Raw genomic sequence first — 25,852 nt, forward strand, 5'->3', positions numbered from 1 at the left:
CATGGTGAGATGCGGAAAAACCGGACGGGGAGGCGTCGATGTGGTGGATCGTGGCGGCGGTGGTGCTGGGCGGGACGGCGGTGGCCCTGCAGGCGCCGGTCAATGCGGCGCTGGCGCGCGAGCTTGGCGGCCCCGTCCCGGCCGCGGCGGTTTCCTTCGGGGTGGGCTTCGCGGTGCTGCTGGTGATCGCGCTGCTCCAGGGTCAGGGCGGCGCCTTTCTGAAACTGCCGCAAGTCCCCGCCTGGACGCTCATCGGCGGCTGCCTCGGCGCGTGGTACGTGCTGACCTCGGTCTGGGGCGTCTCGCAGCTGGGCGTCGTGACGCTGGTCGCCGCGCTTATCCTCGGCCAGATGACCGCCGCCATGGTGATCGACGCGACCGGGGCCCTGGGGGTCGCCGCGCGCGAGGTGACGCCGACCCGTATCGCCTCGGCCGTGCTGGTGATGGCGGGGCTTCTGTTGTCCCGGGTCTAGGGCGCCCAGCGCGCACCATCGAGGCTCCGCCAGGGTGCCGCGACCGGCGGCGGCGGCTCGCCCTCCTGCCAGAAGCACAGGCGCAGATGGTCCGGAGACTCGCCCTCGCCCACCAGTGTCCAGTCCATGTGGAAGCCGTCGATCAGCAGCCCCTCGGCGTAGAAGGTGATCTCCTCCGCCTCCAGTGCCTCGGAGGGCGCAGGGTCCCAGCCCTCCGGCCCGCCCCAGAACACCAGCCCCTCGATCTCGCGATGCTGGCGCGCGATCCGCCCTAGGGGCACGAGGAAGGCCTCGACCGGGGTCAGTTCCTTCGCCATCAGCGCAAATCCGCCGCCAGCGCCGGGGTCGCTTCGGTGACAAGAGCCTCATAGGCCGCCAGCCTTTCGGGCGTGAAATGCCCGGCTTCGGCCAGGATGTTCACCGTCCCCAGCACCCGCGTCCCGTCCACCACCGGCACGTTGATGCAGGACCCCAGGCCCAGCGAGACGATCAGCTCATGGTCGAAGAAATACTTGGCGAACTCCGGCGGCGTGTTGGCGACGAAGGTCCGCTTCCCCGCGATGGTCGTGTCATACCAGCCGTCCTTCTCCATCGGCTTGGTGCCCGACACCGGATATTCCACCGGATGCGAGGTGAAGACCCGTGCAAACAGCGCCGCGCCCTCGTCCAGCTTGGTCACGGTGAACAACCGCGTGCCAAGTGCGGCGCAACGGGCGTGAAGGTCGGTGAATGCGGTCACGGAAGGGGCCTTTGCGCTTGACTGGGAGGATCACTGTCGAAGGGCGCAGTCTGACTGTCAATGTCGGGCGCTTCCAGACCGTGGGACCCCGGAGCTTTCGAAAACTCCGGACCGATGTCTTCGAAGAGATCGGCGCTACCGCCGCGTCATCGCGATGCGGATCAGCGCGCGTTCCATCAGGGCCATGCCCGGTGCCTTGCTGGCGGACCGCAGCGTCAGGTCGGTCTCCAGGAGCACCGCCACCGCCTGCTCCAGCGCGCGAGTGCCCCACTGCCCGGCCTGCCGCCCCATCGCGTCCTTCTGCTTGAAGTTGACCCGTGCCTTCTGGATGCCCACCCCCGGACCTGCCGGGTCGGTCGCGGCCGCGTGCAGGATGCGGAAATGCCGCAGCGCCCCGATGCAGATCGTCACCGGCAGCACGCCCTGCCCCTCCAGCCGCCGGAACAAGGGGCCGATGGCCGCACTCCGCGCCTCGGCCACCGCGTCGATCAGGTCATCCACCTCGGCCTCGATGGTCGCGGGGGCCATCGCCGCCACGTCTGCCGGGGTCAGGGGCGACGGATCGCCATGTTTGTAAAGCGCGATCTTCTCCAGCGTCTGCCGGAAATCGCCGGGGTCGAGCGCGCGCGCAAGGGTGTTGAGGTCGTTCATCGCCTCGCGGTCGATGTCGCGCAGCCCCGCCTTCTTCAGCGCATCCTCGATCTCTTCCCGGCTGGGCGGATCGTCGTACAGCCCGATCGAGACCGCATTCGGATGCTTGTCGAACAGGGTCTTCAGCGCCGACTTGCCCGTCAGGTTGCCCGCAGTGACCACGATCCCTGCATCGCCCGGTTTCCACTCCTTCAGCGCGACGGCCACCGTATCGGCCAACCCGTCGGTGGCCTCCTCCACGAAGGCCACCCGCGGGCCGGGGAAGAACCCCACCGCCTTGATCGCATCCAGGAGCAGGCTGCCATCCTTGCGCAGATCGGCCCCCGACATCCGCGTGAGCCGCATCTCGGCCTCGCCCTCGGGACCGACCAGCGCGGCAATCGCCTCTTGCCGCTTCAGCGCCACCCGCATCGCATCGGCGCCGAAGATCAGAAGGCCCGCCCGCGCAGGATCGGGCTTCGCGCAATACCGCGCGGCCTCGACCCCCTTCAGGATCATGGCAGGCTGGCCGAGGCCGCGATCAGCCGGGCGACGATCTGGTCGGCGAGGATGCGCATCAGCCGCAGGCTTGCGTCCTCTTCGGCGGCCAGCTGGGCGACCGTCGAGCCGGTGGCGGAATAGGCGGTGAAGCTCTGCACCCGGCCGCCCGTCACCTGCGCCCCGGTCGCCCGGTCGGTCAGCGCGTAGTCGACCACGCCTTTCAGGTTGTAGCGGGTGATCTTGTTATCCGGGGTGATTCCCACGCCCACGGTCTCGGTGGTGATCGTGTAGGCCAGATCATAGCGGATCGACTCGGGGCGCCCCAGCCGTTCCTCCAGCCGCTCGACCAGGTCGAAGGCGTTCTTGTCGGTCGGGTCCTGCACCCAGACGGTTTCCGTCAGCTTGCCCGCGCTGCCGCCGGGACCGTAGGCCGGGGTGAAGCCGCAAGCGGCAAGGGCGAGGGAGGCGAGGATCATTGTCCGACGGGTCAGGCCCCCCCCACCCCATCCCTCCCCCACCGGGGGGGAGGGAGGCGCCGGTCTTGAAGCGCTGCGCTCGATGACAGGCGCAACAGGTCCCCTCCCCCCTTCGTGGGGGAGGGTTAGGGTGGGGGGGCACCCTGTTGTGGAGGGGCTACGGTCAGACGACGACATTGATGATGCGGCCCGGCACGACGATGATCTTCTTCACCGGCTGCCCGGCAAGGAACCTGACCACATCCTCGTCCGACAGCGCCAGCTTTTCAACCTCGCCCGTGGCCATATCCTTCGGCACGCTGATTTCCGCCCGGCGCTTGCCGTTGATCTGGATCGGCAGGGTCACGGTGTCGTCGACCAGCAGCGCCGCGTCTGCCTTGGGCCAGCCCGCCTGCGCGCAAAGGCCCGCGCCGCCCTGCACAGACCAGATTTCCTCAGCCAGATGCGGGGTCATCGGCGACATCAGCCGTGCCAGCGTGCGGATGGCCTCTTTCATCACCGCAGTCGAGGCATTGGCCTTGGCGATGGTGTTGGTGAAGGCATAAAGGCTGGCAATCGCCTTGTTGAAGGCGAAACCCTCGATCCCCTTCGTCACCTCGTCGATGGCCTTGGCGGTGGCCTTCGCCAGGTCGGCATCGCCCTCGCCCTTGTGGTCCGCAGGCATCTCGCCGATGCGGGCCGACAGGCCCCAGACGCGGCTCAGATGCTTGAAGGCCGCCTCGGCACCGGACGAGGTCCATTCCACATCGCGCTCCGGCGGGCTGTCCGACATGACGAACCAGCGGGCGGTATCCGCGCCGAAAGCCGCGATGATGTTCATCGGGTCGACCACGTTCTTCTTCGACTTCGACATCTTGGCCGAGGGGATGATCTCGACCAGAAGCCCCTCGTCGCTCAGGGCGCGGATAAAGGCATCGACATCATCCACCATGTCGAGCGGCGGCGGAACAGTCCCCCGCACGGCGATCCGGCGGTCTGCCAGCGTGAAGATGGTGACGTCTTCCGGCAGGTGATAGACCGGGCGGCCGTCGGCGTCGGTCGTCCGGTAGATCTCATGCGTCACCATGCCCTGCGTGAAGAGCGCGCTGAACGGCTCGATGGCCTTTGCGGGCAGGTGACCGGTCTTGTGCATCGCCCTTGCGAAGAAGCGGGAATAGAGGAGGTGCAGGATCGCATGCTCGATCCCGCCGATATACTGGTCGACGTTCATCCAGTACTCCGCGTCCTCCGCCACCGTGGGCGTCGTCGCGCGGGGGGCGGTGAAGCGTGCGTAGTACCAGGACGAATCGACGAAAGTGTCCATCGTATCCGTCTCGCGCCGCCCCTTCCCGCCGCAGCTCGGGCAGGTACAGTCGCGCCAGGTCGGATGCCGGTCCAAAGGGTTGCCCGGCACGTCGAAGCTGACGTCATAGGGCAGCTCGATGGGCAGGTTTTCCTTCTTCTCCGCCACCACCCCGCATTTGGCGCAATGGATCACCGGGATCGGGCATCCCCAATACCGCTGGCGGCTGACCCCCCAGTCGCGCAGCCGGTATTTCGTCACGCCCTGGCCGTAGCCCTTCGCCTCGGCATGGGCGATGGCCGCCGCCACGCCGTCGTCCCCGGTCTGCACCGCATCACCGGCAAAGCCGTCGACATAGCGCACCCGCTCCGACTTCATCGGCACGAAAGCCTCGTCCGCCGGGGCGTCGCCCTCGACCGGCGCGAAGACCGGCTTGATCGGCAGGCGGTATTTCGTGGCGAAGTCCCAGTCCCGCTGGTCATGCGCCGGGCAGCCGAAGATCGCCCCAGTGCCATAGTCCATCAGGATGAAGTTGGCGATCCAGACCGGCAGTTCCCAAGCCGGATCAAGCGGATGCTTCACCCTGATCCCCGTGTCATAGCCAATCTTCTCTGCCGTCTCGATTTCCTCGGCCGACGTCCCACCCTTGCGGCATTCGGCGACGAAAGCCGCAACCTTCGGGTCGCCCTCCAGCGCCTTCGCCAGCGGATGATCCGGAGAAATCGCCGCGAAGGACGCCCCCAACAGCGTGTCAGGCCGCGTCGTATAAACCTCCAGCTTCTCAAAGCCTTCCGGAGCCCCAACCGTCTCGAACGCGAACTGCAACCCGCGCGACTTCCCGATCCAGTTGGCCTGCATCAGCCGCACCTTCTCGGGCCAATGCGTCAGCCCGTCCAGCGCCGACAGCAGCTCTTCCGAGTAATCGCTGATCCTGAAGAACCACTGCGTCAGCTCGCGCCGCTCCACCGCCGCGCCCGACCGCCAGCCCTTGCCGTCGATCACCTGCTCGTTGGCCAGCACCGTCATGTCGACCGGGTCCCAGTTGACCACAGCCGCCTTGCGGTAGACCAGCCCGGCTTCCATCATGTCGATGAACATCGCCTGCTGCTGGCCGTAATACTCCGGGTCGCAGGTCGCCAGTTCGCGGCTCCAGTCGATCGACAGCCCCAGGGGCTTCATCTGCGCCTTCATGTCGGCGATGTTGCCGTAGGTCCAGTCCTTCGGATGGCCCCCCCGCTCCATCGCCGCATTCTCGGCGGGCATCCCGAAGGCATCCCAGCCCATCGGATGCAGCACGGAAAACCCCTGCGCCGCCTTGGTCCGCGCCACCACGTCGCCCATCGTGTAGTTGCGCACATGCCCCATGTGGATGCGCCCGGAAGGGTAGGGGAACATCTCCAGCACGTAATACTTGGGCTTCGACGGATCACGCCGCGCCGTGAAGGCCCCCGCCGCCTCCCAGGCTTCCTGCCATCTGGGTTCGATCACCGAAGGGTCATAGCGCGACATCAGGGGCCTCTCACAACTTGCCGGGCGCAGTTACACGGAACGCGGCGAAAAGGTCCACCCCGCTCCATTTTCTGTCTGCAAATATCCCGGGGTCCGGGGCAGCGCCCCGGGGTTGCCACAGGGCGCAACGCCCTTAAAGCTTGCTGTCGCGCACCCTGAGCTGCCGCGCGCGGGTCAGGATCGCATCCTCGACCGCCCGCACGGTTTCCGGCGCGACCGAGCCGCCGCCCTGGCCCTGCAAGGCCACCTTCAGGCTGCGCGCATCCAGCGCCGGGTCCTGCACATAGATCGTCGCGCGATAGGCCCGCCCGCCGCCGGGGGGCCGCCCGTAGCCCGTCACGATCACCCCGGTGAACGGGTCGACCGATTCGATGGGCAGGAAGTTCAGCACCTCAAGCGAAGCCTGCCAGATGTACTTGTTCACCTCGACCGTGGTGTTCGGGTCGTCCGACTTCTTGAACAGGCTCCAGATCGAGGTCTGGGCCCCCGCCTTGGTTGTCCCGTCCCGGTGGGCCGCGGCCGCCGCGTCGCGCTCGGCCCGCTGTTCGGCGGTCAGCGTGCCCTTGCCGAACAGGCCTCCGCCCCCCCCGCATGAGGACAGCGACAAGACCAGACCCGTGGCCAGAGCCATGCGTGCGAATTGGTGCAAGATCATCCGGCCACCCTTTGAACCCTTGCCTGCTGTCTAACGCGGGGTTCGGGGCCTGCCAAGGCCTTTCACTCCCGGCAGGCGCACGCGCCCGCGCATGAGCGGCCACGAGGCCGGATTCCCGACCTGTGGCTTTGCTGCACCAACTTCCTTCCGAATTCCCGCAGCCCGTTTGCAGTCGTTGCAATCCGGGGCGGCAAGGGTGAAATACGGTGCATTCCCCTGCGGATTCCCCTGCGGCGGGCTTACCTTGAAGAAAGAGGGAAAAACATGAAACAGGTTCTCTTGGCCTCGACCGCGCTGCTCGGCTTCGCTGGCATGGCCGCAGCCGACGTCACGCTCAGCGGCTCGGGCCGTTTCGGTCTGGTCTACACCGATGATGGCGCTGGCACGAGCGACACCGTCCTGTCCTACCGTATGCGCGTCAACATCGACGCTTCGACCGAAACCGACTCGGGCGTCAAGTTCGGTGGCCGGATCCGTCTGCAGTACGACAACGGCGACAACGACACCGTTGGCGGGCTCGCCGAACTCAACGCCGCGATGCTCTACGCTGAAACCGCTGGCTTCCGCTTCGAAATCGGTAACGTCAACACCGCCTTCGACTCGCTGGCGACCCTGTACAACGCGGAACTCGGCTTCATCTCGTCGACCACCGGCTCGTACTCGCTGTTCTCGTATGACTCGTACAGCTCGAGCCCGTATGAGCCCGGCCAGTTTGACCGCGTTGGCCTGTTCGCCAGCTACAGCACCGGCAACCTGGTGGCTCGTCTGTCGTACATCGACTACGACCAGAACGTTTCGACCGACAACGAAGAACTCGGCATCTCGCTGGACTACACCGCTGGCGCCTACAAGCTGGGCTTCGGCTACGTGACCGACGCCGCTGGCATCGCTGACTACGACGTCTACGCTCTGCTCGGCGAATACGCGATGAACGACATGACCAACATCGGTCTGCAGTTCATCGGCGAAGACGGCGAAGAAAACGACCGCACCCTGACCCTCTACGGCAACACCAAGCTGGCGAGCGGCATGGGCGTCGGCGCCTTCATCTCGGGCGTTGACTCGGACGTGACCTATGCCAACGATTTCGCGATCGGTATCGGCGCGAACTACGACCTCGGCGGCGCGACCATCGCTGGCACCATCCAGCAAGGCTTCGACGACCAGACCTACGCCGACCTCGGCATCAACTTCTCGTTCTGATCCTTCCGGGATCCGAACGGACGGAAAGAGCGGGCGAAAGCCCGCTCTTTTCTTTTTGTGCCGCCCCCGGTTAGGTTTGCCCGAAGACGGGGGCGATGCATGGCACTGACGGATATTCTGGCGCGACTGCGCAGCGCCGAGACAGCGGCGGGGCGGGCGGAAGGTTCGGTCACGCTCATCGCCGTCTCCAAGGTCCAGCCCCCCGAACGGGTAGAGGCCGTGCTGGAACAGGGCCACCGCGTCTTCGGCGAGAATTATGTGCAAGAGGCCGCCGGGAAGTGGCCCGCCTGGCGCGACAGGTTTCCCGGCGTGGCGCTTCACATGATCGGCCCCTTGCAGACCAACAAGGCCAGGCTGGCCGTCGACCTCTTCGACGCGATCCACACGCTCGACCGCCCCTCGCTCGCCGCGAAACTGGCCAGCCTCGCCCAGGCGCGCGGGTCGCTGCCGCAGCTTTTCGTGCAGGTGAACACGGGGGAAGAGCCGCAGAAGGCCGGCGTGCTGCCCGCCGACCTCACCGCCTTCCTGCGCGACTGCCGGGCACTGGACCTGACCCCCATCGGCCTGATGTGCATCCCGCCCGAGGGCGAGGATTCCACCCCGCATTTCGCGATGCTGGCCCGGATGGCCGCCGACCACGGACTTTCCGGCCTGTCGATGGGGATGAGCAGCGATTTCGAAGCCGCCGTGGCGCATGGCGCGACCCACATCCGCGTCGGCAGCGCGATCTTCGGCGCGCGGTCGTATTCCGCCCCTTAGGATGGGTGCCAACCCACCATCCCATCCCTCCGCCCGGTCGATCCACAGGTTTCACCCGCCACCTCGGCGCCGGCTAACAAACCCCTAACGCCCACGCGCAACATTCTGGAATCATTCGGATAACCGAAAATGTCCACCGTGGACACTCAGGTCAGCCAGACTCGCGCATAGGGCGGCAACACGACCCGCCCGTGATGCGGCTCGACCCGCCGGTCAGACAGCGCGTCCCACAGTTCCGTCACCCCCAGACCGCGGACCCAGGCTTCCCCGACCTCCTGCCAGTGCTCGGTGAAGTTGAAGAGCCCCAGCAAAGCCCCGGTCGGCGCGAGCCTCTGGAAGGCGAAGACCGCGTCATTCCCCGCCCCCACCACCCGCACCGGTACCGCCCCGTGCAGGGCCGGGGTTGCCGCCCGCCGGGCGAGGATCGCCCTCACGCCCCGGAACACACGGGCCGGGGGCGAATCGTCGCCATGCCGCGCCTCGGCCCGCTGCCAGTCCATCCGCGGCCGATGGACCCAGCGGCTGTCATGCGCGTGATCCGGGTCGTCGAGATAGGTGTAGTCGTTCAGAGCCGCCAGCTCGTCCCCCATGTAGACCAGCGGGATCCCCCCGAAGCTCGCGATCAGGGCGTGCCCCATCAGGATGCGCTGCACCGCCATCTCCACCCCCGCCGCGTCGCCCTCCGCCTCCGCCCGCTCCAGCCCGGCAAGCGAGGCGAAGCTGCCGGAAATCCGCTTGTCCCCGGTCAACGGGTTCACCTGGAACAGCGCTCCCTTCGCGAAGGTGCCGGGGAAGCTGCCCTCATAGAAGTCCGACAGGAAGCCCCGGTGCCCCTGCCCCGACACCCCCACTGCCGCCGCATCCTGGTCGGTCACCGCCCAGCCGATGTCATCGTGGCAGCGGATATAGGTCGCATAGGTGGCGTTCGTCAGCCGGTCGGGGAAATGGGTGGCCAGCACATGCGTCATCAGCCGGGTATCTCGCGTGGCCAGCGCCGACCAGAACTGCACCATGAGGGAGTTGTGGTAGGCGAGGTTCCCCTCCTTTCCATCATGCTGGCCCCGGCCCAGATAGGGCAGCATCTCCTCCGGTGCGACGATGGCTTCCTCCAGATGGATCACCGCCGCCGAGGCGATCCGGGAACAGGCCCGCAGCGCCTGGAGGAGCATGTGCACCTCCGGCTCCGACTGGCAGCGTGTCCCGAGCCGCTTCCACATGAACGCCACCGCGTCCAGCCGCAGCACGTCGACCCCCTTGTTGGCAAGGAACAGCATGACCTCGACGATCTCCAGGAACACTGCCGGGTTGGCCCAGTTCAGATCCCACTGGTGTTCGTTGAAGGTGGTCCAGACCCATTTGCCGATCTCCGGGTAATAGGTGAAGTTGCCGGGCGCGTTGTCGGGAAAGACCTCGACCAGCGTCTGCTCGTAAAGCTTCGGCGTGTCCGGCGAGTCGAACATCAGGTAGTAGTCCTGATACTTAGCATCCCCCTTCGCCGCCTTCCGCGCCCAGGCGTGCTCCTTCGCCGTATGGTTCAGCACCAGGTCGACGCAAAGCGACATGCCCCGCTTCCGAAGCGCCTGGGTGACCGCCTCGAAGTCCGCCATCGTCCCGAAGGCCGAGTTGATCCGGCGGTAGTCCATCACCGAATAGCCGCCGTCGGAGTCGCCGGGTCGCGGCTTCAGGCAGGGCATCAGGTGGACATAGGTGATGCCGAGGTCCTGAAGGTAGTCCAGCTTGTCGAGGATGCCGCGAAGCGAGCCGTTGAAACGGTCGATGTAGAAGACATAGCCCGCCATGCCGGGACGCTGGAACCAGTCCGGCTCCAGGTCGCGGATCAGGTCCAGCCGCTTCAGGTCCTCGGGCCGGTCGGCCCAGCCCTTGCGCAACGCCTTGACCAGCTTCTCGCGGAAGGACGGATAGTCGGGCCGCGCGCCATACAGTGCCTCCAGCATCGGGAAGAGGTCATGCGAGGAGCGGGCCAGCCGCAGGTCGAACAGATCATCTTCACCGGTCTGCGGTTTAGCCATGGTCTCCTCCCCGGAATACCGGCAGATTATCCATTCCAAAGCGTTTTGGGAAGACGTCTACAACTGCACGACCAGCCGGGTTCGGAGGGAGAGGCGCGGGGCGATCCAGTGCAGGTCACGACGGGAAAGCGCCACGCAGCCCGCCGTGGGCGCACCGGGGCGGCGCCATTGGTGCAGGAAGATGGCGGACCCCCGGCCCGGTTCGGCATCGGGCCAGTTCCAACCGGTGATCAGGATCAGGTCATACATCGGATCAGGCCGGCGCAGGCGTTCATGGCTGAACCCGTGCGGGGCGCGGACCATATTGTTGTAGTATTTGTCGCCCGGGTCGTCCGACCACAGGTCCGCAGGCCCGATCGGTTCCGCCCAAACCGCAGGCCGCGCCATCCGGTCGGGCCGGTAGAGCATCCCGACCAGCCGGTGCACCCCGGCGGGCGTCGCCCCGTCGCCCTCGCGCTTGTCATCCGCAGCGACGATCCCGCCGCGCCCGACCGTGCAGGGGAACACGCGGCCAAGGAACCGCAGCCCCATCGGCGTCACCACCAGATCGGCGGGGGTCACAGCAGATGCCCCGATTTCGCCGCCTTGGTCGCCAGATAGGCCCGGTTCTCCGCGGTCTCGCCCACCTTCAGCGGCACCCGTTCGGTGACATGCAGCCCGCAGCCTTCCATCATCGCCAGCTTCTTCGGGTTGTTCGTGAGCAATCGCACCGAGGAAAACCCCAGCTTGCGCAGGATTTCCGCCCCGATGCGGAAGTCGCGCTCGTCATCCTCGAAACCGAGGCGGTGGTTGGCCTCTACCGTGTCGAAGCCCTGGTCCTGCAAGGAATAGGCGCGCATCTTGTTCGCCAGCCCGATCCCGCGGCCTTCCTGGTTGAGGTAAAGGAGCACCCCCGCCCCTTCCTCGCCCATCTGGGCCAGCGCCGCCCGCAGCTGCGGCCCGCAGTCGCATTTCAAGGACCCCAGAACGTCGCCGGTGAAACAGGCCGAATGCAGCCGCGCCAGCACCGGCCGCGCGCGGTCCGGGCGGCCGATCTCAATCGCATAGTGCTCCTCACCGCCGTCGTCCGGGCGGAACACGTGCACCCGCCCCGCCGACGAGGCGACCAGCGGCACCCGGGCCGAGACCACCTCGTCGAGGGGGGGTAGGGCGACCAGCGCAGGGGCGATCTCGTCCAGCGTCAACAGGGTCAGGCCGTTCGCCCCCGCCAAAGCCAGCGCATCCTGCACCGGCACCAGCAGCGCCGCGGGCAGAAGATGCGCCGACTTCGCCAACGCCAGCGCCGCGCGGGCCAGATCGGGCGCGCCCTCGCGCAAGGATTGCAGCGGCCCCTTCATCGGCGTCCGCAAGTCATCCGCCGGGTCCGCGACCGACCGCAACCAGTCGAGCCCCGCATCGGCAGGCGGCACGATCCGCGCGAGGTCGCCGTCATAGGCCCGCGCCTTCAGCGTCTCGGCCCGCCGTGCGGTGATCGCCAGCACCGGCGCGCCGAACCCGCGCAGGTCGGCCAGCCGCGTCGCATCCAGCGTCTCGACCGCCGCCACCAAAGCCGCCCCTTCCGCGCCGCACAGGACCACCGGCACCCCCATGCGCAGATCGGCGCGGGCGCGGGTCAGGCGTTCGGGGATGGAAAGGCTAAGGACCATGCCCTTCCATACCCAACGGATGACGGAATTGAAACATTGCCCACGGAACCGACACGTCCGCGTGAGCATTTGGTAGCAAATCTTGCGGCATTCGTGATCGCGGCGCATCTGAACCGCAACAGCAAGGGAGGCACCCATGGCCGGACTGCGGAAAATCCTGCTCGTCGACGACGACGATGACCTGCGCGAAGCGCTGAGCGAGCAACTGGTGATGACCGAGGATTTCGACGTGTTCGAGGCGCGGAACGGCGCCGAGGGCATGGAGAAGGTCAAGGCCGCGCTTTACGACCTGGTGATCCTCGACGTTGGCCTGCCCGACACCGACGGGCGCGAGCTGTGCCGCCGGATGCGCAAGCAGGGGGTGAAATGCCCGATCTTGATGCTGACCGGGCATGACACCGACAGCGACACGATCCTTGGCCTTGACGCAGGCGCGAACGACTATGTGACCAAGCCCTTCAAGTTCCCGGTCCTCCTGGCCCGCATCCGCGCGCAGCTTCGGACGCATGAACAATCGGAAGACGCGGTGTTCCAGCTTGGCCCGTACACCTTCAAGCCCGCGCAGAAGATGCTGGTCGACGAGAAGGACAAGAAGATCCGCCTGACGGAAAAGGAAACCAACATCCTGAAATACCTCTACCGCTCGACCAGCGGCGTGGTGGCGCGGGATGTGCTTTTGCATGAGGTCTGGGGCTACAACGCGGGCGTGACCACGCACACGCTGGAGACCCACATCTACCGCCTGCGCCAGAAGATCGAGCCCGACCCTTCGAACGCACGGCTTCTGGTGACGGAAAGCGGCGGATACCGGCTGGTGGCCTGACAGCATGGGAACCAGCGGCGGTCTTGTGCCGTTGCAGCCACGGTTGATTGCGACCGCCATGCAACAACCACGAAATCTTGCCGCTTAGGGCTTATTGTTGCCGGATTCACTTGCTACCTTTTTCACATGCACGGGTTGTGCAGCAGGTTCCCCTCGTCGCGTCGGGGTTATGGCGCGGCATCCTCCCTGTTGGACCTGGCCGGGCTTTATGCCCGGCCTTTTTTTGCCCGGTTGAGGTTGGCCCGGTCCCGCCCTAGGCTCCGCCTCCGAACAGGAGACAGCCATGCCCTTCACCCTCGCCACCTGGAACATCAACTCGGTCCGCCTGCGCGAGGCACTGGTCTCGCGTCTGATGACCGAGGAGACGCCCGACATCCTTTGCCTGCAGGAATGCAAATGCCCGGTCGACCTGATCCCGCGAGAGGGGTTCGGCGCGCTGGGCTACAGCCATGTCGTCGCGCGGGGGCAGAAGGGCTACAACGGCGTTGCGATCCTGTCGAAACTGCCGATTCAGGATGTGGGCGGGCACGATTTTGCGACCCTGGGCCACGCCCGGCATGTGGCCGCCCGGCTAGAAAATGGCGTCACCCTCCACAATTTCTATGTGCCGGCAGGTGGCGACATCCCGGACCGCGCGCAGAACGTGAAGTTCGGCCAGAAGCTCGACTTCCTGACCCATATGCGCGACCACTTCCGCGCCGACCGGCCGCACAAGGCGATCCTGGTCGGCGACCTGAACATCGCCCCGCGCGAGGATGACGTCTGGAACCACAAGGCGCTTCTGAAGATCGTCAGCCATACGCCCGTCGAGGTCGAACATCTGGGCGAGGCGATGGACTCGGGCCGCTGGCAGGACATCACCCGGCAGGACATTCCGGATGGCAGGCTCTACAGCTGGTGGAGCTACCGCAGCCCCGACTGGGACGCCGCCGACAAGGGCCGCAGGCTGGACCACATCTGGGCGACCCCGGACATCTCCGGCGCGGCCTCGGGCAGCCGCATCCTGCGCCCGGTGCGCGGCTGGGAGCAGCCCAGCGATCACGTCCCGGTTTTCGCGACATTTGATCTATAGGATGACTTCCGCCATTTGCCGTGATATGGTTCGGCAAATGGCGGAGATCACCATGGCAAACCCAGTGCGAAAACCTGTCCCCCCTCCGGCCCCAGGCTTTGCCGAGCAGGCCGCCGTCTTCACCTCATTCAAGGCATTGGAAAAGGGCATCCCCGCCGCCTGGGCCCGCTCGCTCGAATCGCAGGGCCTGACCCGCGACGACATCCGCCGCATCATCCCCGACCGCACGCTCGACCGTCGCATCGCCGCCGGAGAGAACCTGAAGATCGAGGAAGCCGATGGCCTGGCGCGACTTCTGCGCGTGGTCAGGGCCGCGCGCGACCTGTTCGAGAACGACCAGAACGCCGACACTTTCCTGCGCAGCCCCAACCCGGCGCTGGGTGATCGCATCCCGATCCATATGGCGCAGACCGACATCGGCGCACGGGAGGTAGAAACGATCATCGGCAGGCTGGCCTATGGAGTCTATTCCTGAATGCGGATCTGGCGGTTGGCCCAGCCCCGCTACGCACCGGATCTGGAAGGAGAAGGGGCCAGGCTGTTTGGCGGTCGCTGGAACTCGGCGGGTGCGCCGGTGATCTATACCTCCGATTCACTTGCCCTGGCCGCTCTAGAGGTTCTGGTTCATCTGCCCCAGATCGAGCGCCACAAGGAGCGAATGCCGCGATACATCGCCATCGGAGTGGACGTGCCGGATAGCCTGATCGCGAATCCGGGATTTGCGTCCGAACTATCAGTGTCCGAAAGCCAAGCCCTTGGCGACGCCTGGCTCCGGTCCGCCTCCTCCCTCGGCCTCCTCGTCCCCAGCCGCGTCATCCCGCTGGAGCGGAACGTCCTCCTCAACCCGCGCCACCCAGAGATGGCCGGTCTCACTGTCGCCCTGACCGAGCCCTTCGTCTTCGACGACCGCCTCGGCTACTGAACGAAACTACTGACCCGCCATCAGCGCGCCCAGCACCGCCTTCGCGCTGTCGCTGTCCCATTCGGCATCGCCGATCAGCCGGGCCACTTCCTGCCCCTCGGGGTTCAGGATCACCGTCACAGGCAGGCCCATCACGCCCATCGCATGCGCCAGCTGCGATTGCGGGTCGCGCAGGATCGGCAGGGTCTTCACCCCCGCCTCCTCGAAGAACCGCCTGATCCCCTCCACCGCATTGCGCCCCGTCGCCACCGGCACCACCGCCAGTTCCGGCATCGCCGCCTGCAACCGCTCCAGCGAGGGCATCTCGCGGCGGCACGGGGCGCACCAGGTCGCCCAGAAGTTCAGCACCACCCATTTACCCTTGTGATCGGCCAGCGCATGTTCGCCGTCCTCGGCATCCAGCAGCGCCGCTTCGGGCACCGCGACCGGCGCCTCGTGCAGGATCAGCTTCTTCATGTCGCCGTCGCGCAAGGCCGAAACATCCGCCGCCGCCGGGTTTGCACCAAGGATCAAGGCCGTATAAAGGACGACCAGCAATTTCCGCACGTTTCCCACCCTCGAAAGCCCCGTCATGTCCAACGCCCGCACCCCCAAATCCGCCAACACCATGTGGGGCGGGCGCTTTGCCGAAGGCCCCAGCGCGATCATGACGGCGATCAACGCCTCGATCGGCTTCGACCAGCGGCTCTACGCCCAGGACATCGCGGGCAGCCGGGCCCATGCGGCGATGCTGGCCGCGCAGGGCATCATCTCTTCTACGGATGCCGAGGCGATCGGGGAAGGCCTGCTCGCGATCTTGTCAGAGATCGAGGGGGGCAAATTCCCCTTCACCACCGACCTGGAAGACATCCACCTGAACATCGAGGCCCGCCTGACCGAGCGCATCGGCGAGGCCGGGAAGCGCCTGCACACCGGGCGCAGCCGGAACGATCAGGTGGCAGTGGACTTCCGGCTTTGGGTGCGGGACCAGTGCGACCAGGCGATTGCCGGGCTGACCGGGCTGATGCAGGCGTTCCTGTCGCAGGCCGAGGCCGGGGCGGACTGGGTGATGCCCGGCTTCACCCATCTGCAAACCGCGCAGCCCGTGACCTGGGGCCATCACATGCTGGCCTATGTCGAGATGTTCGCCCGCGACCGCTCACGCTTCGAAGACGCCCGCAGGCGGATGAACGAATGCCCGCTTGGTGCGGCAGCCCTGGCGGGAACCAGCTTCCCCATCGACCGTCACATGACCGCCAAAGCCCTGGGCTTCGACCACCCCACGGCGAACAGTCTCGACTCGGTCAGCGACCGCGATTTCGCGCTGGAGTTCCTGTCGGCCGCCTCGATCTGCGCCATGCATCTCAGTCGCTTCGCCGAAGAGCTGGTGATCTGGTCCTCCGCCCAGTTCCGCTTCGTCCGGCTCAGCGACCGCTGGACCACCGGCTCCTCGATCATGCCGCAGAAGAAGAACCCCGATGCGGCCGAACTCCTCCGCGCCAAGCTGGGCCGCATCCTCGGCGCCACCGTCGCGCTTTTCACCGTGATGAAGGGCCTTGCGCTGACCTATTCCAAGGACATGCAGGAGGACAAGGAACAGGTCTTCGACGCTGCGGATTCCCTCATGCTCGGGCTTGCCGCGATGACCGGTATGGTCAGTGACATGACCGCCAACCGCGAGGTGCTGAAGGCCGCCGCTGCCAGCGGCTTCTCCACCGCGACCGACCTGGCCGACTGGCTGGTGAAAAGCCTGAACCTGCCCTTCCGCGAGGCGCATCACGTCACCGGCGCGCTGGTGGCAATGGCCGAGGCCAGGGCCTGCGACCTGCCCGATCTCACGCTGTCCGAGATGAACAGCGTCCACCCCGGCATCACCCAGGAAATCTACTCCGTCCTCGGCGTCGACAACTCCGTCCGCAGCCGCACCTCCTATGGCGGCACCGCCCCCGATCAGGTCCGCGCCCAGATCGCCCGCTGGCGCGAGAGCCTCGACCGGGGATGACGGCAAACCCGACCTTGCCCGCCACGGCCGCCGGTGCCACCCTTGGCATCGACCCCTGACGAAAGGATGCCCATGCCCCGCCTTCTCCTCCTCGCCTGCCTCGCCCTCGCCGCCTGCGGCGCCGACGGCCCGCCGGAAAAGCCCGCGACGACGGGCCTCGCGATTTCTGGCGAGGCCCAGGTCGGCGTTGTGGTGAAATAACGCCCTTGGCCCGGGCGCCCTTTCCCGCTTTCCCCGCAGAAATCGGCACTTTGCACCCGGCCCCCACCCGGATATGACAGCGCGGAAGCACCCGGGGGCCGACGCATGGACCATTTCCTCTACCACAACGGCACCCTCCACGCCGAGGGCGTCGCGATCCCCGAGATCGCCACCGCCGTGGGAACCCCGTTCTACGTCTACTCCACCGCCACCCTGACCCGCCACTACCGCCTGTTCACCGAAGCCCTCAGCCCCCTTCCCCACCTCGTCTGCTTCGCGATCAAGTCGCTCTCCAATGTCGCCGTCCTCAAGACCCTCGGCAATCTCGGCGCCGGGATGGACGTGGTCTCCGGCGGTGAATACCTGCGGGCGAAGGCGGCGGGTGTCCCTGGCAACCGCATCGTCTTTTCCGGCGTCGGCAAGACGCGCGAGGAGATGCGCCTTGCCCTCACCGGCGGCATCCGACAGTTCAACGTGGAAAGCGAGCCAGAGCTGCGCGCGCTCTCCGAAGTTGCGACTCCCCTCGGCCTGACCGCCCCCATCGCCGTGCGGGTGAACCCCGACGTGGACGCGAAGACCCATGAGAAGATCGCCACCGGCCGCAAGGAAGACAAGTTCGGCATCCCGATCGCCCGCGCCTCCGAAGTCTATGCCGAGGCCGCCCGCCTGCCCGGCCTTCAGGTCGTGGGGATCGACGTCCATATCGGCAGCCAGCTGACCGACCTCGCCCCCTTCGAGCAGGCCTATCTCAAGGTCGCCGACCTGACCCACCGCCTGCGGGCCGAGGGCCACACGATCACAAGGCTCGACCTCGGCGGCGGGCTCGGCATCCCCTACACCCGGTCGAACGACGCGCCGCCGCTGCCCACCGACTACGGCGCGCTGATCAAGCGCACCGTCGGCGACCTCGGCTGCGAAGTGGAGATCGAACCCGGCCGCCTGATCTCCGGCAATGCGGGCCTCCTCGTCGCCTCCATCATCTACGTCAAGAACGGCGAGGGGCGCGACTTCCTGATCCTCGACGCCGCGATGAACGACCTCGTCCGCCCCTCGATGTACGGCGCGCACCACGACATCGTTCCCGTGGCCGAACCTCCCGTCGCCAGCCCCACGCAGGAATTCGACGTGGTCGGCCCGGTCTGCGAAACCGGTGACACCTTCGCCAGGGGCCGCGACCTGCCGCTGGTCAGCGAAGGCGACCTCGTGGCCTTCCGCAGCGCGGGCGCCTATGGCGCGGTCATGGCGTCGGAATACAATACTCGGCCCCTCATTCCCGAAGTGCTAGTGAACGGGGATCACTTCGCTGTCATCCGGGCGCGACCGAGCTTTGACGAAATCCTCAACCGCGATAGCATTCCTTCGTGGCTGTGACAGTGGGTCCGGTCGCAGGCAGGTGAGATGACCGGAAAGACTCCAGAGCCGCCACTGAAATCGCTCGTCTGGCCCATGCGGCTGACGCTGGCGGGGCTGTGGGCGGAACGTCTGGCCCGCGCCTTCTGGCCGCTCTGGTCGCTGACGCTGATCACTCTCGCCGCGCTGGCCTTCGGCGCGCAGGACCTCGGGCCGCTGAGCTATGCCCAAGCCGCCGGGGCTGTCGTCGGCCTTGTCGCGCTCGCCCTCCTCGCCCTCGGCCTGAAACGGTTCCGCAAACCCACCGCGATGGATGCTCTCGACCGGCTGGATGCTACCATGCCCGGTCGTCCCATCGCCGCCCTGCGCGACACCCAGGCCATCGGCACCAATGACCCCGCCTCGCTCGCCGTCTGGCAGGCGCACCAGGAGCGGATGGCGCAACGCGCCGCAGGCGCAAGGCCCGTCCAGCCCGACCTGAAACTCTCCTCCCGCGACCGCTTCTCGCTGCGCTACGTCGCGCTCACCGCCTTCGTCATGGCCGCGCTCTTCGGCTCGTTCTGGAAGGCCGGCACCGTCGCCGGTCTTACCCCCGGCGCAGCCGTCGCCATGCCCGGCGGCCCCAGCTGGGAGGCCTGGGCCCAGCCCCCGGCCTATACCGGCAAACCCTCGCTCTACCTGAACGACATCACCGACCCGGCGCTGGACCTGCCTACCGGCACCAGGTTGCAGATCCGCCTCTACGGGCCGGAGGGCAACCTTACCGTCGCACAGACCGTCGCCGACGCGCCGCCGCCGGCGCCCGAACCGGCCACCGGCACCGAAGCCACCCCCGCCGCTGCCGTGCCGAACGCGATGAAGGGCATCTTCGACCTGACCGTCACCCGCTCGGGCGACCTGTCCATCGACGGTCCCGGCGGCCGTGAATGGCAGATCACCGCCATTCCCGACACCGCCCCGACCGTGGAAGTCTCCGGCAGCATGGTCCGCGAGGCCGACGGCCGCTTCAAGCAGACCATCAAGGCGGCTGACGACTATGGCGTCACCGCAGCCCGCGTCACCATCTCCCTCGACCTGGCCAAGGTCGACCGGCGCCATGGCCTGACCGTCGACCCCGAGGCGGTGGCGCCCGTCGTCCTCGACGTGCCGCTGCCGCGCAAGGGCAAGCGGACCGAGTTGACCGCGACGCTGGTCGACGACCTGTCGAAACACGTCTTCGCCAACCTGCCCGTGACCATGGTCTTCGCCGTCACCGACGCAGGCGGCAACGAGGGCAGCTCGCCCCCCTACGAAGTCATTCTGCACGGCAAGCGCTTCTTCGACCCCCTCGCCGCCGCGCTGATCGAGATGCGGCGCGACATGCTGTGGAACCGCATCAACGCGCCGCGCGCGGTTGACCTTCTGAAAGCCGTCACCAACCGCCCCGAAGGCTTCATCCGTCACGACCGCGCCTTTCTGCACCTGCGCGTGCTGATGCGCAGCCTTGAGGCGCAAGAGTCTGCCCTGACCACCGAAAGCCGCGACAAGATCGCCGAGGAGCTGTGGAAAATCGCCCTCATGGTCGAGGAGGGCAACCTGCAGGACGCCTTCGACCGCCTGCAACGCGCGCAGGACCGGCTGGACGAGGCGATCAAGAACGGCGCCTCGCCCGAGGAAATCGACCAGCTGATGAAGGAAATGCAGCAGGCGCTGAACGACTACATGCGCGAACTGGCCGAGGAGGCGCAGCGCAACCCCGACCAGCAGCAGCAAGGCATGATGCAGGGCCAGATGATGTCGGGCGACCAGTTGCAGGAGATGCTCGACAAGCTCCAGCAGCTGATGGAGGAAGGCAAGACCGCCGAGGCCGCCGAGCTGATGGAGCAGCTGCGCCAGCTGATGCAGAACATGCAGGTTGTGCAGGGCCAGCAGGGGCAGGGCCAGGGCGGACCGGGCCAGAAGGGCATGCAGGGCCTGGGCGAGACGCTGCGTGACCAGCAGGATCTGTCGGACGACGCCTTCCGCGACCTGCAGGGCGTCCCGCGTCCGGGTGAACAGCCCGGCGAGGGGCAGGACGAGGGGCAGGACCAGGGCCAGGGCGACCAGCAGGGAGATCAGCAGGGCGACCGCTTTGGCCAGAACCAGAGCGACCAGGGCCAGGGCAGCGGCGACGAGGGCTCGCTTTCCGACCGTCAGCGCGCGTTGCGCGAACGGCTGAACCAGTTGCAGAACGGCGACCTGCCCGGCGACGGCACCGAACAGGGCGAAGAGGGCCGTCGCGACCTCGACCGCGCGGGCCGTGCGATGGAAGAGGCCGAGGATGCGTTGCGCGACGGCGATCTCGGCGGCGCGCTCGACCGCCAGGCCGAGGCGATGGAGGCGCTGCGCGACGGGATGCAGAACCTGGGCGAGGCGCTGGCAGAGGAACAGCGCCAGAACCGCGACGGCCAGGGCGGCGAGCGCGACTTCGGCAGCGCCGACCCGAACGGGACCGACCCGCTCGGTCGCCGCCCGGGCGAGACGGCGCGCATCGGCTCGGACGAGAACATGGTGCAGAACGATCCCAACGAGCGCGCCCAGGAACTCCTGGACGAAATCCGCCGCCGCTCCGGCGAACTCGCCCGTCCGCTCGAAGAACTGGACTACCTCAAGCGCCTGTTGCAGATGTTCTGAGCCTGGACTTCGGGTCTCCCCTGGGCCTCACCCGACCTGCACCAGCCCCGCAAGATGAAGCCCACGCCACCGACCCGGCCCAGGCGCGCAGAGGCGAGACAGAAGGCTCGCGCGGAGCGCGCTCAATATGACAACCGCCCCAACCGGCGAGGCGATCAGCGGTTTCCGCCCGACGATTTCCCCAAGCGGCTTCCCGCGTGGGGAGGGGTGGGGCGCGCCCGGCCAAGCTCTCGCCCAACAACCCGACTTTTCCCGAACGCCCCCAGGCCAGCCCATCAGCTTCGCCGAAACCGCCCAGACTGCCCGGGTGGGCACCCGCGCAGCTTGCGACCACCGCCAAACCGCGCCACTCTCCGCGCCATGACCGAAGCGCTCCTCCCCCCCGGCCGCCTCACGTTCCTCGACACCGCCCGGACTCTCGCCGTCCTCTGCATGGTGATCTTCCACTTCACCTTCGACCTCGCGCTCTTCGGCCATATCGACGCGGGTACGATGTCCCAGCCCTTCTGGTACTACTTCGCCCGGACGATCGCCGGAAGTTTCCTCTTCCTCTCCGGCGTCGGCCTCTGGCTTGCCCATGGCCGGGGCATCCGCTGGCCCTCGTTCTGGAAACGCTGGGCGATGATCGTCGGCGCCGCCGCGCTCATCACCATCGCCTCCATCTGGCTGGTTCCCGGCGGCCCGATCTGGTTCGGCATCCTCCACGCCATCGCCGCCACAGCGCTCCTCGGCCTGGTCTTCCTCCGCCTGCCCTGGCCCCTCACCCTCGCCGTCGCGGCCCTGATCTTCGCCGCCGCCTGGGGTCCCCGGTTCGAGGCGCTGGACCCGCTCTGGCTGGTCTGGACCGGCCTCGCCGCCTACCGCCCGATGATGGGCGATTACGTTCCCCTCATCCCCTGGGCCGCCCCCGCCCTTGCCGGTCTGGCCACCGCCAAGGCCCTGCGCATCGACCAATGGCAGGGCACCGCGCCCTCGCGCCTGAGCCGCATCCTCACCTTCCCCGGCCGCCACTCCCTCATCATCTATCTGATCCACCAGCCCATCCTCTTCGGACTGTTCAACGCCTGGGCCTGGGCCCATTCCTGACGCTTCCCCTTCCCGCTGCTTTCCGCTAATCCGGGCCGCAAGTTTGGAGGCCCGCCGATGAAGTTCACCCTTGCCTGGCTGAAAGATCACCTCGACACCGAGGCCAGCGTCGACACCCTCGCCGAGGCGCTGACCGATCTGGGGCTGGAGGTCGAGAGCATCGAGGATCCCGCCGCACAGCTTGGACCGTTCCGCATCTGCCGGGTGATCGAGGCCGTGCAGCACACCAATGCCGACCGCCTGCGCGTCTGTCGGGTGGAAACCTGGCCGGAAGGCCCCGGCGGCCGGACCGAGGAAGTCCAGGTGGTCTGCGGCGCGCCCAATGCGAAGACCGGCCTCGTCGGCGTCTTTGCCCCGCCCGGCACCCATGTCCCCGGCACGGGCGTGGACCTGAAACCCGGCAACATCCGGGGCGTGGACTCGAACGGCATGCTCTGTTCGGAACGCGAGCTGATGCTGTCGGACAACCACGACGGCATCATCGAACTGCCCGCCGATGCCCCGATGGGCGTGCGCTACATCGACTGGAAGGGCCTGAACGACCCGGTGGTGGAGGTCAAGGTCACGCCCAACCGTCCCGACGCGCTCGGGATCCACGGCATCGCCCGCGATCTGGCGGCGCGGGGTCTGGGCAAGCTGAAGCCGGTCGAGGCGATGCCCGTCAAGGGCAGCTTCCCCACCCCCATCGGCATCCACATCGACCCGGCTCTCAAGGCCAAGGGCTGCCCCCACTTCACCGGACGCCTGATCCGCGGCGTGAAGAACGGCCCCTCGCCCGACTGGATGCAGGCGCGGCTCAAGGCCATTGGCCTCCGGCCCATCTCGGCGCTGGTCGACATCACCAACTACTTCACCTTCGGCCTGAACCGGCCCCTGCACGTCTTCGACGCCGCCAAGGTCAAGGGCGACCTGCACATCCGCCCCGCCCGCGAGGGCGAGACGCTGCTTGCGCTCGACGGCAAGACCTATGCGCTGAACCCCAGCCAGATGGTCATCGCCGACGACCACGGCCCGGAATCGCTGGCCGGGATCATGGGCGGCGAGGCCTCGGGCTGCACGCCGGAGACCACCGACGTCTTCCTCGAATCCGCTTTCTGGGACCCGATCACCATCGCCGCGACGGGGCGCGCGCTGAAGATCAACTCCGACGCCCGCTACCGTTTCGAGCGCGGCGTGGACCCCGCCTTCACCCTGCCCGGCCTTGAACTGGCAACGCAGATGATCCTCGACCTCTGCGGCGGCGAGGCCGGGACCGTGGTGCAGGATGGCGCCCCGATCGAACCGACCCGTAGCTACCGGCTCGACCCCGCCCGTGTGGTCAGCCTCGTCGGGATGGAAATCCCCGAGGCAATCCAGCGCGCCACGCTTCAGGCGCTCGGCTTCCGGCTGAACGGCAACGACGTGACCCCGCCGACCTGGCGGCCCGACGTGTTGGGCGACGCCGACCTGATCGAGGAAGTCGCCCGCATCGCGAGCCTGACGAAACTGCAGGGCGCGCCGATGGCCCGGACTGAGCCCGGCGTGCCGCGCCCGATCCTGACGCCCTTGCAGGTGCGCGAACGCACTGCCCGCCGCACCATCGCGGCGCTCGGCTACAACGAATGCGTGACCTACAGCTTCATCGACGCGAAAGCCGCAGCCCTGTTCGGCGGCGGGACCGAGGCCGTCCGCGTCGACAACCCCATCTCCTCCGAGATGACGCATCTCCGCCCCGACCTCCTGCCCGGTCTTCTGGCGGCGGCGGCACGGAACCAGGCGCGCGGCTTCATGGACCTGTCGCTGTTCGAGATCGGCCCGGTGTTCCACGGCGGCGAACCGGGCGACCAGCATCTGCAGGCGACCGGCCTGCTGGTGGGCGCGGCGGCCCAACGCGACCCGCACGGCAGCCGCCGGATGATCGACGTCTATGATGCCAAGGCCGATGCCGAGGCGGTGCTGGCCGCGCTTGGCGCCCCAGCCCGCGTGCAGATCAGCCGCAAGGTCGCAGGGTGGTGGCACCCCGGCCGCTCCGGCGTGATCGGCCTTGGCCCGAACGTCATGGCCACCTTCGGCGAGCTTCACCCGCGTGTGTTGCAGGCGATGGACGTGAAAGGCCCTGCCGTGGCCTTCACCGTTCTGGTCGCCAGCATCCCGGCGCCCAAGGTCAAGACCCCCACCCGCCCGGCGCTGGCGATCAGCGACCTGCAGGCGGTGGAACGGGACTTCGCCTTCGTGGTGGACAAGGCGGTCGAGGCGCTGACCGCCGTCAACGCCGCGCAGGGGGCCGACAAGGCGCTGATCGACTCTGTCCGCGTCTTCGACCAGTTCACCGGCGACAAGGCCGAGGCGCAGATGGGGCCGGGCAAGAAGTCCATCGCGCTGACCGTCCGCCTCCAGCCGCAGGACAAGACGCTGACCGAAGCCGAGATCGAGGCGGTCAGCGCCAGGATCATCGAGAAGGTGACGAAGGCGACGGGCGGAACGCTTCGGGCCTGACCGAAGGCGGCTGTCCATTCCTCTGGACAGCCGCCGCCTCTTCCTGTCTTTGCTTCAACGTCAGGGAGGACAATGCATGTCATTCGAACATTGGGTCACATTCGCCGCCGCAACGATGGTGCTTCTCATCATCCCCGGCCCGACGATCCTCCTCGTCATCTCCTACGGCCTGGGACAGGGTTGGCGGGCTGCGTTCCCGACCTCGGTCGGCGTGGCCCTTGGGGATTTCACCGCGATGACCCTGTCGATGCTCGGGATCGGCGCGCTGCTGGCCGCTTCGGCCACGCTCTTCACCGTGCTGAAACTGGCAGGGGCCGCCTATCTGGTCTGGCTCGGCATCAGCCTCTGGCGCGCCGGTGGATCGCTGAACGCGAAACCCGTGACCGAAAGCAAGGGCGTCGGCCGGATGATCACCCATGCCTGGCTTGTGACCGCGCTGAACCCGAAAAGCATCACCTTCTTCGTGGCCTTCCTGCCGCAATTCCTCGACCGCTCGGGTGACGTCCTGACCCAGATGGTGATCTTCGAGGCGACGTTCCTGACCCTCGCCTTCGCCAATTCGCTGGGCTACGGCCTTCTGGCCAGCCGCGCGCGCAATCTTGTCAGGTCGGAGCGCGTCGTGCGCGGCTTCAACCGGACCGGAGGCGCATTGCTGATTGGCGCGGGTGTCGTCACGGCAACAACCCGCGCGGCCTGAGGCGAGCTACCTCTTCGCCTTCCAGGTATTCAGCCAGGCCCCGATCCGCCCGAAGAAGCCGCGCGCCTCCTTCTTCGCGGCATCGGCCCGCGCCTCGACCGAATCCCACGCCTCGCCCGCGTCAGCCAGCGCCGGGTCGACCATCCGCTCGCGGAACTGCAGCCACATGCGGCGGATCATCAGGATCACGAAGGCAAGGAAGGCGAGGAGGATGATGTTGACCCAGGGGATCAGCCGCACATCCGGCCCCTCGACCGGGGTGATGGAAACCGCGTTCGGAAAGGCCGAGAACAGCGGGATACGCCAGCCGTAATGCGTGATCGCCACCCATTGCGGCGCGGCCGAGGTGGATTTCAGGTTCGCGGCCTCGGCCTGAAGGGTGGCGCTGTCCCATTTGAAATAGGGCGGCCAGAACCAACCGGTATCCTCGTTCCGGTAAACCATCACATCGCCGTCCGCGAAGGCCGCGTCGATGAAGCGGATGTCGCGCGTCGTGCTGGTTTCCGACCCGGTGCCGGTGTCCTCGATGGAATAGAAGATCCAGTTGCCGCCGATCTGGGTGATCCGGTTCGAGGTCTCGGTGATCCGCACCACGTCGCGCTGCGGCAGGGTGTAGTGCAGGAACAACCCCACGATCACCAGTAACAGGATCCGGATGCCCCATTTGATCTTGGTCCACATGGATGCGCC

25 protein-coding genes are annotated in these 25,852 nt (G+C 67.2%); 14 read left to right on the plus strand and 11 right to left on the minus strand.

Translation table 11 applies throughout. The annotated features are described in order from the left end of the window. Positions 1–38: 38 nt before the first annotated feature. Positions 39–473 carry a DMT family transporter gene (locus JNJ68_RS07925; protein ID WP_294981127.1) on the plus strand — a complete coding sequence of 145 codons (435 nt, stop codon included), beginning with the start codon at positions 39–41 and terminating at the stop codon, positions 471–473. On the opposite strand, the gene JNJ68_RS07930 is transcribed toward JNJ68_RS07925, so the two are convergent. The 6 genes from JNJ68_RS07930 to JNJ68_RS07955 all read right to left on the minus strand — a co-directional run bounded on the left by JNJ68_RS07930 (position 470) and on the right by JNJ68_RS07955 (position 6,241). Next, on the minus strand, positions 470–790 hold the full coding sequence (locus JNJ68_RS07930; RefSeq protein ID WP_294981131.1) for a hypothetical protein: 321 nt from the start codon (positions 788–790) through the stop codon (positions 470–472). The two genes, JNJ68_RS07925 and JNJ68_RS07930, sit on opposite strands and share 4 nt — an antisense overlap. Further along, positions 790–1,212 carry a GAF domain-containing protein gene (locus tag JNJ68_RS07935; RefSeq protein WP_294981133.1) on the minus strand — a complete coding sequence of 141 codons (423 nt, stop codon included), beginning with the start codon at positions 1,210–1,212 and terminating at the stop codon, positions 790–792. Before JNJ68_RS07935 ends, JNJ68_RS07930 begins: the two co-directional genes overlap by 1 nt. 135 nt (positions 1,213–1,347) lie before the next feature. Further along, the gene (gene holA, locus JNJ68_RS07940) at positions 1,348–2,361 is read right to left on the minus strand and encodes a DNA polymerase III subunit delta (protein WP_294981136.1); all 1,014 of its coding nucleotides are present in this window, start codon (positions 2,359–2,361) and stop codon (positions 1,348–1,350) included. Then, on the minus strand, positions 2,358–2,819 hold the full coding sequence (gene lptE, locus JNJ68_RS07945) for an LPS assembly lipoprotein LptE (RefSeq protein WP_294981140.1): 462 nt from the start codon (positions 2,817–2,819) through the stop codon (positions 2,358–2,360). The genes holA and lptE overlap by 4 nt, the downstream gene beginning before the upstream one ends. A 163-nt stretch (positions 2,820–2,982) precedes the next feature. After that, complete coding sequence (gene leuS, locus JNJ68_RS07950; protein ID WP_294981143.1) at positions 2,983–5,610, minus strand: leucine--tRNA ligase; 2,628 nt, start codon at positions 5,608–5,610, stop codon at positions 2,983–2,985. 133 nt (positions 5,611–5,743) lie between these two features. Next, positions 5,744–6,241 (minus strand): DUF3576 domain-containing protein, encoded by a 498-nt coding sequence (locus JNJ68_RS07955; protein WP_294981146.1) that lies wholly within the window; start codon positions 6,239–6,241, stop codon positions 5,744–5,746. Between the two features lie 288 nt (positions 6,242–6,529). Between JNJ68_RS07955 and JNJ68_RS07960 the strand changes: the two genes are divergently transcribed. Beyond that, positions 6,530–7,468, plus strand: coding sequence for a porin (locus tag JNJ68_RS07960; RefSeq protein WP_294981147.1), 939 nt, complete (start codon positions 6,530–6,532; stop codon positions 7,466–7,468). A gap of 99 nt (positions 7,469–7,567) precedes the next feature. Further along, a complete protein-coding gene (locus JNJ68_RS07965) occupies positions 7,568–8,227 on the plus strand; it encodes a YggS family pyridoxal phosphate-dependent enzyme (protein ID WP_294981149.1) in 660 nt (219 codons plus the stop codon). 146 nt (positions 8,228–8,373) lie between these two features. Here the strand turns inward: JNJ68_RS07965 and JNJ68_RS07970 are convergent, their stop codons facing one another. Genes JNJ68_RS07970 through ribA form a run of 3 tightly spaced genes read right to left on the minus strand, consistent with a single transcriptional unit; the run spans position 8,374 to position 11,903 of the window. Then, on the minus strand, positions 8,374–10,257 hold the full coding sequence (locus tag JNJ68_RS07970) for an amylosucrase (RefSeq protein WP_294981151.1): 1,884 nt from the start codon (positions 10,255–10,257) through the stop codon (positions 8,374–8,376). Positions 10,258–10,314: 57 nt separating this feature from the next. Further along, positions 10,315–10,818: a L,D-transpeptidase family protein gene (locus JNJ68_RS07975; RefSeq protein ID WP_294981153.1), complete on the minus strand. Its 504-nt coding sequence runs from the start codon at positions 10,816–10,818 to the stop codon at positions 10,315–10,317. After that, positions 10,815–11,903: a GTP cyclohydrolase II gene (ribA, locus tag JNJ68_RS07980; RefSeq protein WP_294981156.1), complete on the minus strand. Its 1,089-nt coding sequence runs from the start codon at positions 11,901–11,903 to the stop codon at positions 10,815–10,817. Before ribA ends, JNJ68_RS07975 begins: the two co-directional genes overlap by 4 nt. 136 nt (positions 11,904–12,039) lie before the next feature. Here ribA and JNJ68_RS07985 point away from each other — a divergent pair, with 136 nt between their 5' ends. The 4 genes from JNJ68_RS07985 (at position 12,040) to JNJ68_RS08000 (ending at position 14,720) form a co-directional block, all read left to right on the plus strand. Further along, a complete protein-coding gene (locus JNJ68_RS07985; protein WP_294981159.1) occupies positions 12,040–12,726 on the plus strand; it encodes a response regulator transcription factor in 687 nt (228 codons plus the stop codon). A 283-nt stretch (positions 12,727–13,009) separates the two neighbouring features. Continuing rightward, entirely contained in the window at positions 13,010–13,798 is a 789-nt protein-coding gene (locus JNJ68_RS07990) for an exodeoxyribonuclease III (RefSeq protein WP_294981162.1), read from the plus strand. Positions 13,799–13,850: 52 nt separating this feature from the next. Continuing rightward, positions 13,851–14,273: an antitoxin Xre/MbcA/ParS toxin-binding domain-containing protein gene (locus tag JNJ68_RS07995; protein ID WP_294981166.1), complete on the plus strand. Its 423-nt coding sequence runs from the start codon at positions 13,851–13,853 to the stop codon at positions 14,271–14,273. Continuing rightward, on the plus strand, positions 14,274–14,720 hold the full coding sequence (locus tag JNJ68_RS08000; RefSeq protein ID WP_294981169.1) for an RES domain-containing protein: 447 nt from the start codon (positions 14,274–14,276) through the stop codon (positions 14,718–14,720). Between the two features lie 6 nt (positions 14,721–14,726). Here the strand turns inward: JNJ68_RS08000 and JNJ68_RS08005 are convergent, their stop codons facing one another. After that, positions 14,727–15,293, minus strand: a complete 567-nt coding sequence (locus JNJ68_RS08005) for a TlpA disulfide reductase family protein (RefSeq protein WP_294981172.1) — start codon at positions 15,291–15,293, stop codon at positions 14,727–14,729. Here JNJ68_RS08005 and argH point away from each other — a divergent pair. The 7 genes from argH (at position 15,292) to JNJ68_RS08040 (ending at position 25,162) form a co-directional block, all read left to right on the plus strand. Then, positions 15,292–16,701 carry an argininosuccinate lyase gene (gene argH / locus JNJ68_RS08010; protein WP_294981175.1) on the plus strand — a complete coding sequence of 470 codons (1,410 nt, stop codon included), beginning with the start codon at positions 15,292–15,294 and terminating at the stop codon, positions 16,699–16,701. The genes JNJ68_RS08005 and argH overlap by 2 nt on opposite strands. A 72-nt stretch (positions 16,702–16,773) precedes the next feature. Further along, a complete protein-coding gene (locus JNJ68_RS08015) occupies positions 16,774–16,902 on the plus strand; it encodes a hypothetical protein (protein WP_294981178.1) in 129 nt (42 codons plus the stop codon). 105 nt (positions 16,903–17,007) lie between these two features. Then, positions 17,008–18,273 carry a diaminopimelate decarboxylase gene (lysA, locus tag JNJ68_RS08020; protein ID WP_294981181.1) on the plus strand — a complete coding sequence of 422 codons (1,266 nt, stop codon included), beginning with the start codon at positions 17,008–17,010 and terminating at the stop codon, positions 18,271–18,273. Between the two features lie 27 nt (positions 18,274–18,300). Next, positions 18,301–20,904, plus strand: coding sequence for a TIGR02302 family protein (locus JNJ68_RS08025; protein ID WP_294981184.1), 2,604 nt, complete (start codon positions 18,301–18,303; stop codon positions 20,902–20,904). A 360-nt stretch (positions 20,905–21,264) separates the two neighbouring features. Further along, on the plus strand, positions 21,265–21,990 hold the full coding sequence (locus JNJ68_RS08030; protein WP_294981186.1) for a heparan-alpha-glucosaminide N-acetyltransferase: 726 nt from the start codon (positions 21,265–21,267) through the stop codon (positions 21,988–21,990). A gap of 57 nt (positions 21,991–22,047) precedes the next feature. Then, positions 22,048–24,465, plus strand: a complete 2,418-nt coding sequence (gene pheT / locus JNJ68_RS08035; protein ID WP_294981189.1) for a phenylalanine--tRNA ligase subunit beta — start codon at positions 22,048–22,050, stop codon at positions 24,463–24,465. 76 nt (positions 24,466–24,541) lie between these two features. Next, on the plus strand, positions 24,542–25,162 hold the full coding sequence (locus JNJ68_RS08040) for a LysE family translocator (protein WP_294981191.1): 621 nt from the start codon (positions 24,542–24,544) through the stop codon (positions 25,160–25,162). A gap of 6 nt (positions 25,163–25,168) precedes the next feature. Here JNJ68_RS08040 and JNJ68_RS08045 read toward each other — a convergent pair whose 3' ends face one another. Then, positions 25,169–25,843 (minus strand): DUF1523 family protein, encoded by a 675-nt coding sequence (locus JNJ68_RS08045; protein ID WP_294981193.1) that lies wholly within the window; start codon positions 25,841–25,843, stop codon positions 25,169–25,171. Between the last annotated feature and the right edge of the window lie 9 nt (positions 25,844–25,852).

The organism is Tabrizicola sp., assembly GCF_016793705.1.
GTDB lineage: Bacteria > Pseudomonadota > Alphaproteobacteria > Rhodobacterales > Rhodobacteraceae > Tabrizicola.

Bases quoted from the DNA above. Each gene is read 5' to 3' on its own strand.
- JNJ68_RS07925 (WP_294981127.1), top strand. From the start codon at position 39: ATGTGGTGGATCGTGGCGGCGGTGGTGCTGGGCGGGACGGCGGTGGCC.
- JNJ68_RS07930 (WP_294981131.1), bottom strand. From the start codon at position 790: ATGGCGAAGGAACTGACCCCGGTCGAGGCCTTCCTCGTGCCCCTAGGG.
- holA (WP_294981136.1), bottom strand. From the start codon at position 2,361: ATGATCCTGAAGGGGGTCGAGGCCGCGCGGTATTGCGCGAAGCCCGAT.
- lptE (WP_294981140.1), bottom strand. From the start codon at position 2,819: ATGATCCTCGCCTCCCTCGCCCTTGCCGCTTGCGGCTTCACCCCGGCC.
- leuS (WP_294981143.1), bottom strand. From the start codon at position 5,610: ATGTCGCGCTATGACCCTTCGGTGATCGAACCCAGATGGCAGGAAGCC.
- JNJ68_RS07955 (WP_294981146.1), bottom strand. From the start codon at position 6,241: ATGGCTCTGGCCACGGGTCTGGTCTTGTCGCTGTCCTCATGCGGGGGG.
- JNJ68_RS07960 (WP_294981147.1), top strand. From the start codon at position 6,530: ATGAAACAGGTTCTCTTGGCCTCGACCGCGCTGCTCGGCTTCGCTGGC.
- JNJ68_RS07965 (WP_294981149.1), top strand. From the start codon at position 7,568: ATGGCACTGACGGATATTCTGGCGCGACTGCGCAGCGCCGAGACAGCG.
- JNJ68_RS07970 (WP_294981151.1), bottom strand. From the start codon at position 10,257: ATGGCTAAACCGCAGACCGGTGAAGATGATCTGTTCGACCTGCGGCTG.
- ribA (WP_294981156.1), bottom strand. From the start codon at position 11,903: ATGGTCCTTAGCCTTTCCATCCCCGAACGCCTGACCCGCGCCCGCGCC.
- JNJ68_RS07985 (WP_294981159.1), top strand. From the start codon at position 12,040: ATGGCCGGACTGCGGAAAATCCTGCTCGTCGACGACGACGATGACCTG.
- JNJ68_RS07990 (WP_294981162.1), top strand. From the start codon at position 13,010: ATGCCCTTCACCCTCGCCACCTGGAACATCAACTCGGTCCGCCTGCGC.
- JNJ68_RS07995 (WP_294981166.1), top strand. From the start codon at position 13,851: ATGGCAAACCCAGTGCGAAAACCTGTCCCCCCTCCGGCCCCAGGCTTT.
- JNJ68_RS08000 (WP_294981169.1), top strand. From the start codon at position 14,274: ATGCGGATCTGGCGGTTGGCCCAGCCCCGCTACGCACCGGATCTGGAA.
- argH (WP_294981175.1), top strand. From the start codon at position 15,292: ATGTCCAACGCCCGCACCCCCAAATCCGCCAACACCATGTGGGGCGGG.
- JNJ68_RS08005 (WP_294981172.1), bottom strand. From the start codon at position 15,293: ATGACGGGGCTTTCGAGGGTGGGAAACGTGCGGAAATTGCTGGTCGTC.
- JNJ68_RS08015 (WP_294981178.1), top strand. From the start codon at position 16,774: ATGCCCCGCCTTCTCCTCCTCGCCTGCCTCGCCCTCGCCGCCTGCGGC.
- lysA (WP_294981181.1), top strand. From the start codon at position 17,008: ATGGACCATTTCCTCTACCACAACGGCACCCTCCACGCCGAGGGCGTC.
- JNJ68_RS08025 (WP_294981184.1), top strand. From the start codon at position 18,301: ATGACCGGAAAGACTCCAGAGCCGCCACTGAAATCGCTCGTCTGGCCC.
- JNJ68_RS08030 (WP_294981186.1), top strand. From the start codon at position 21,265: ATGACCGAAGCGCTCCTCCCCCCCGGCCGCCTCACGTTCCTCGACACC.
- pheT (WP_294981189.1), top strand. From the start codon at position 22,048: ATGAAGTTCACCCTTGCCTGGCTGAAAGATCACCTCGACACCGAGGCC.
- JNJ68_RS08040 (WP_294981191.1), top strand. From the start codon at position 24,542: ATGTCATTCGAACATTGGGTCACATTCGCCGCCGCAACGATGGTGCTT.
- JNJ68_RS08045 (WP_294981193.1), bottom strand. From the start codon at position 25,843: ATGTGGACCAAGATCAAATGGGGCATCCGGATCCTGTTACTGGTGATC.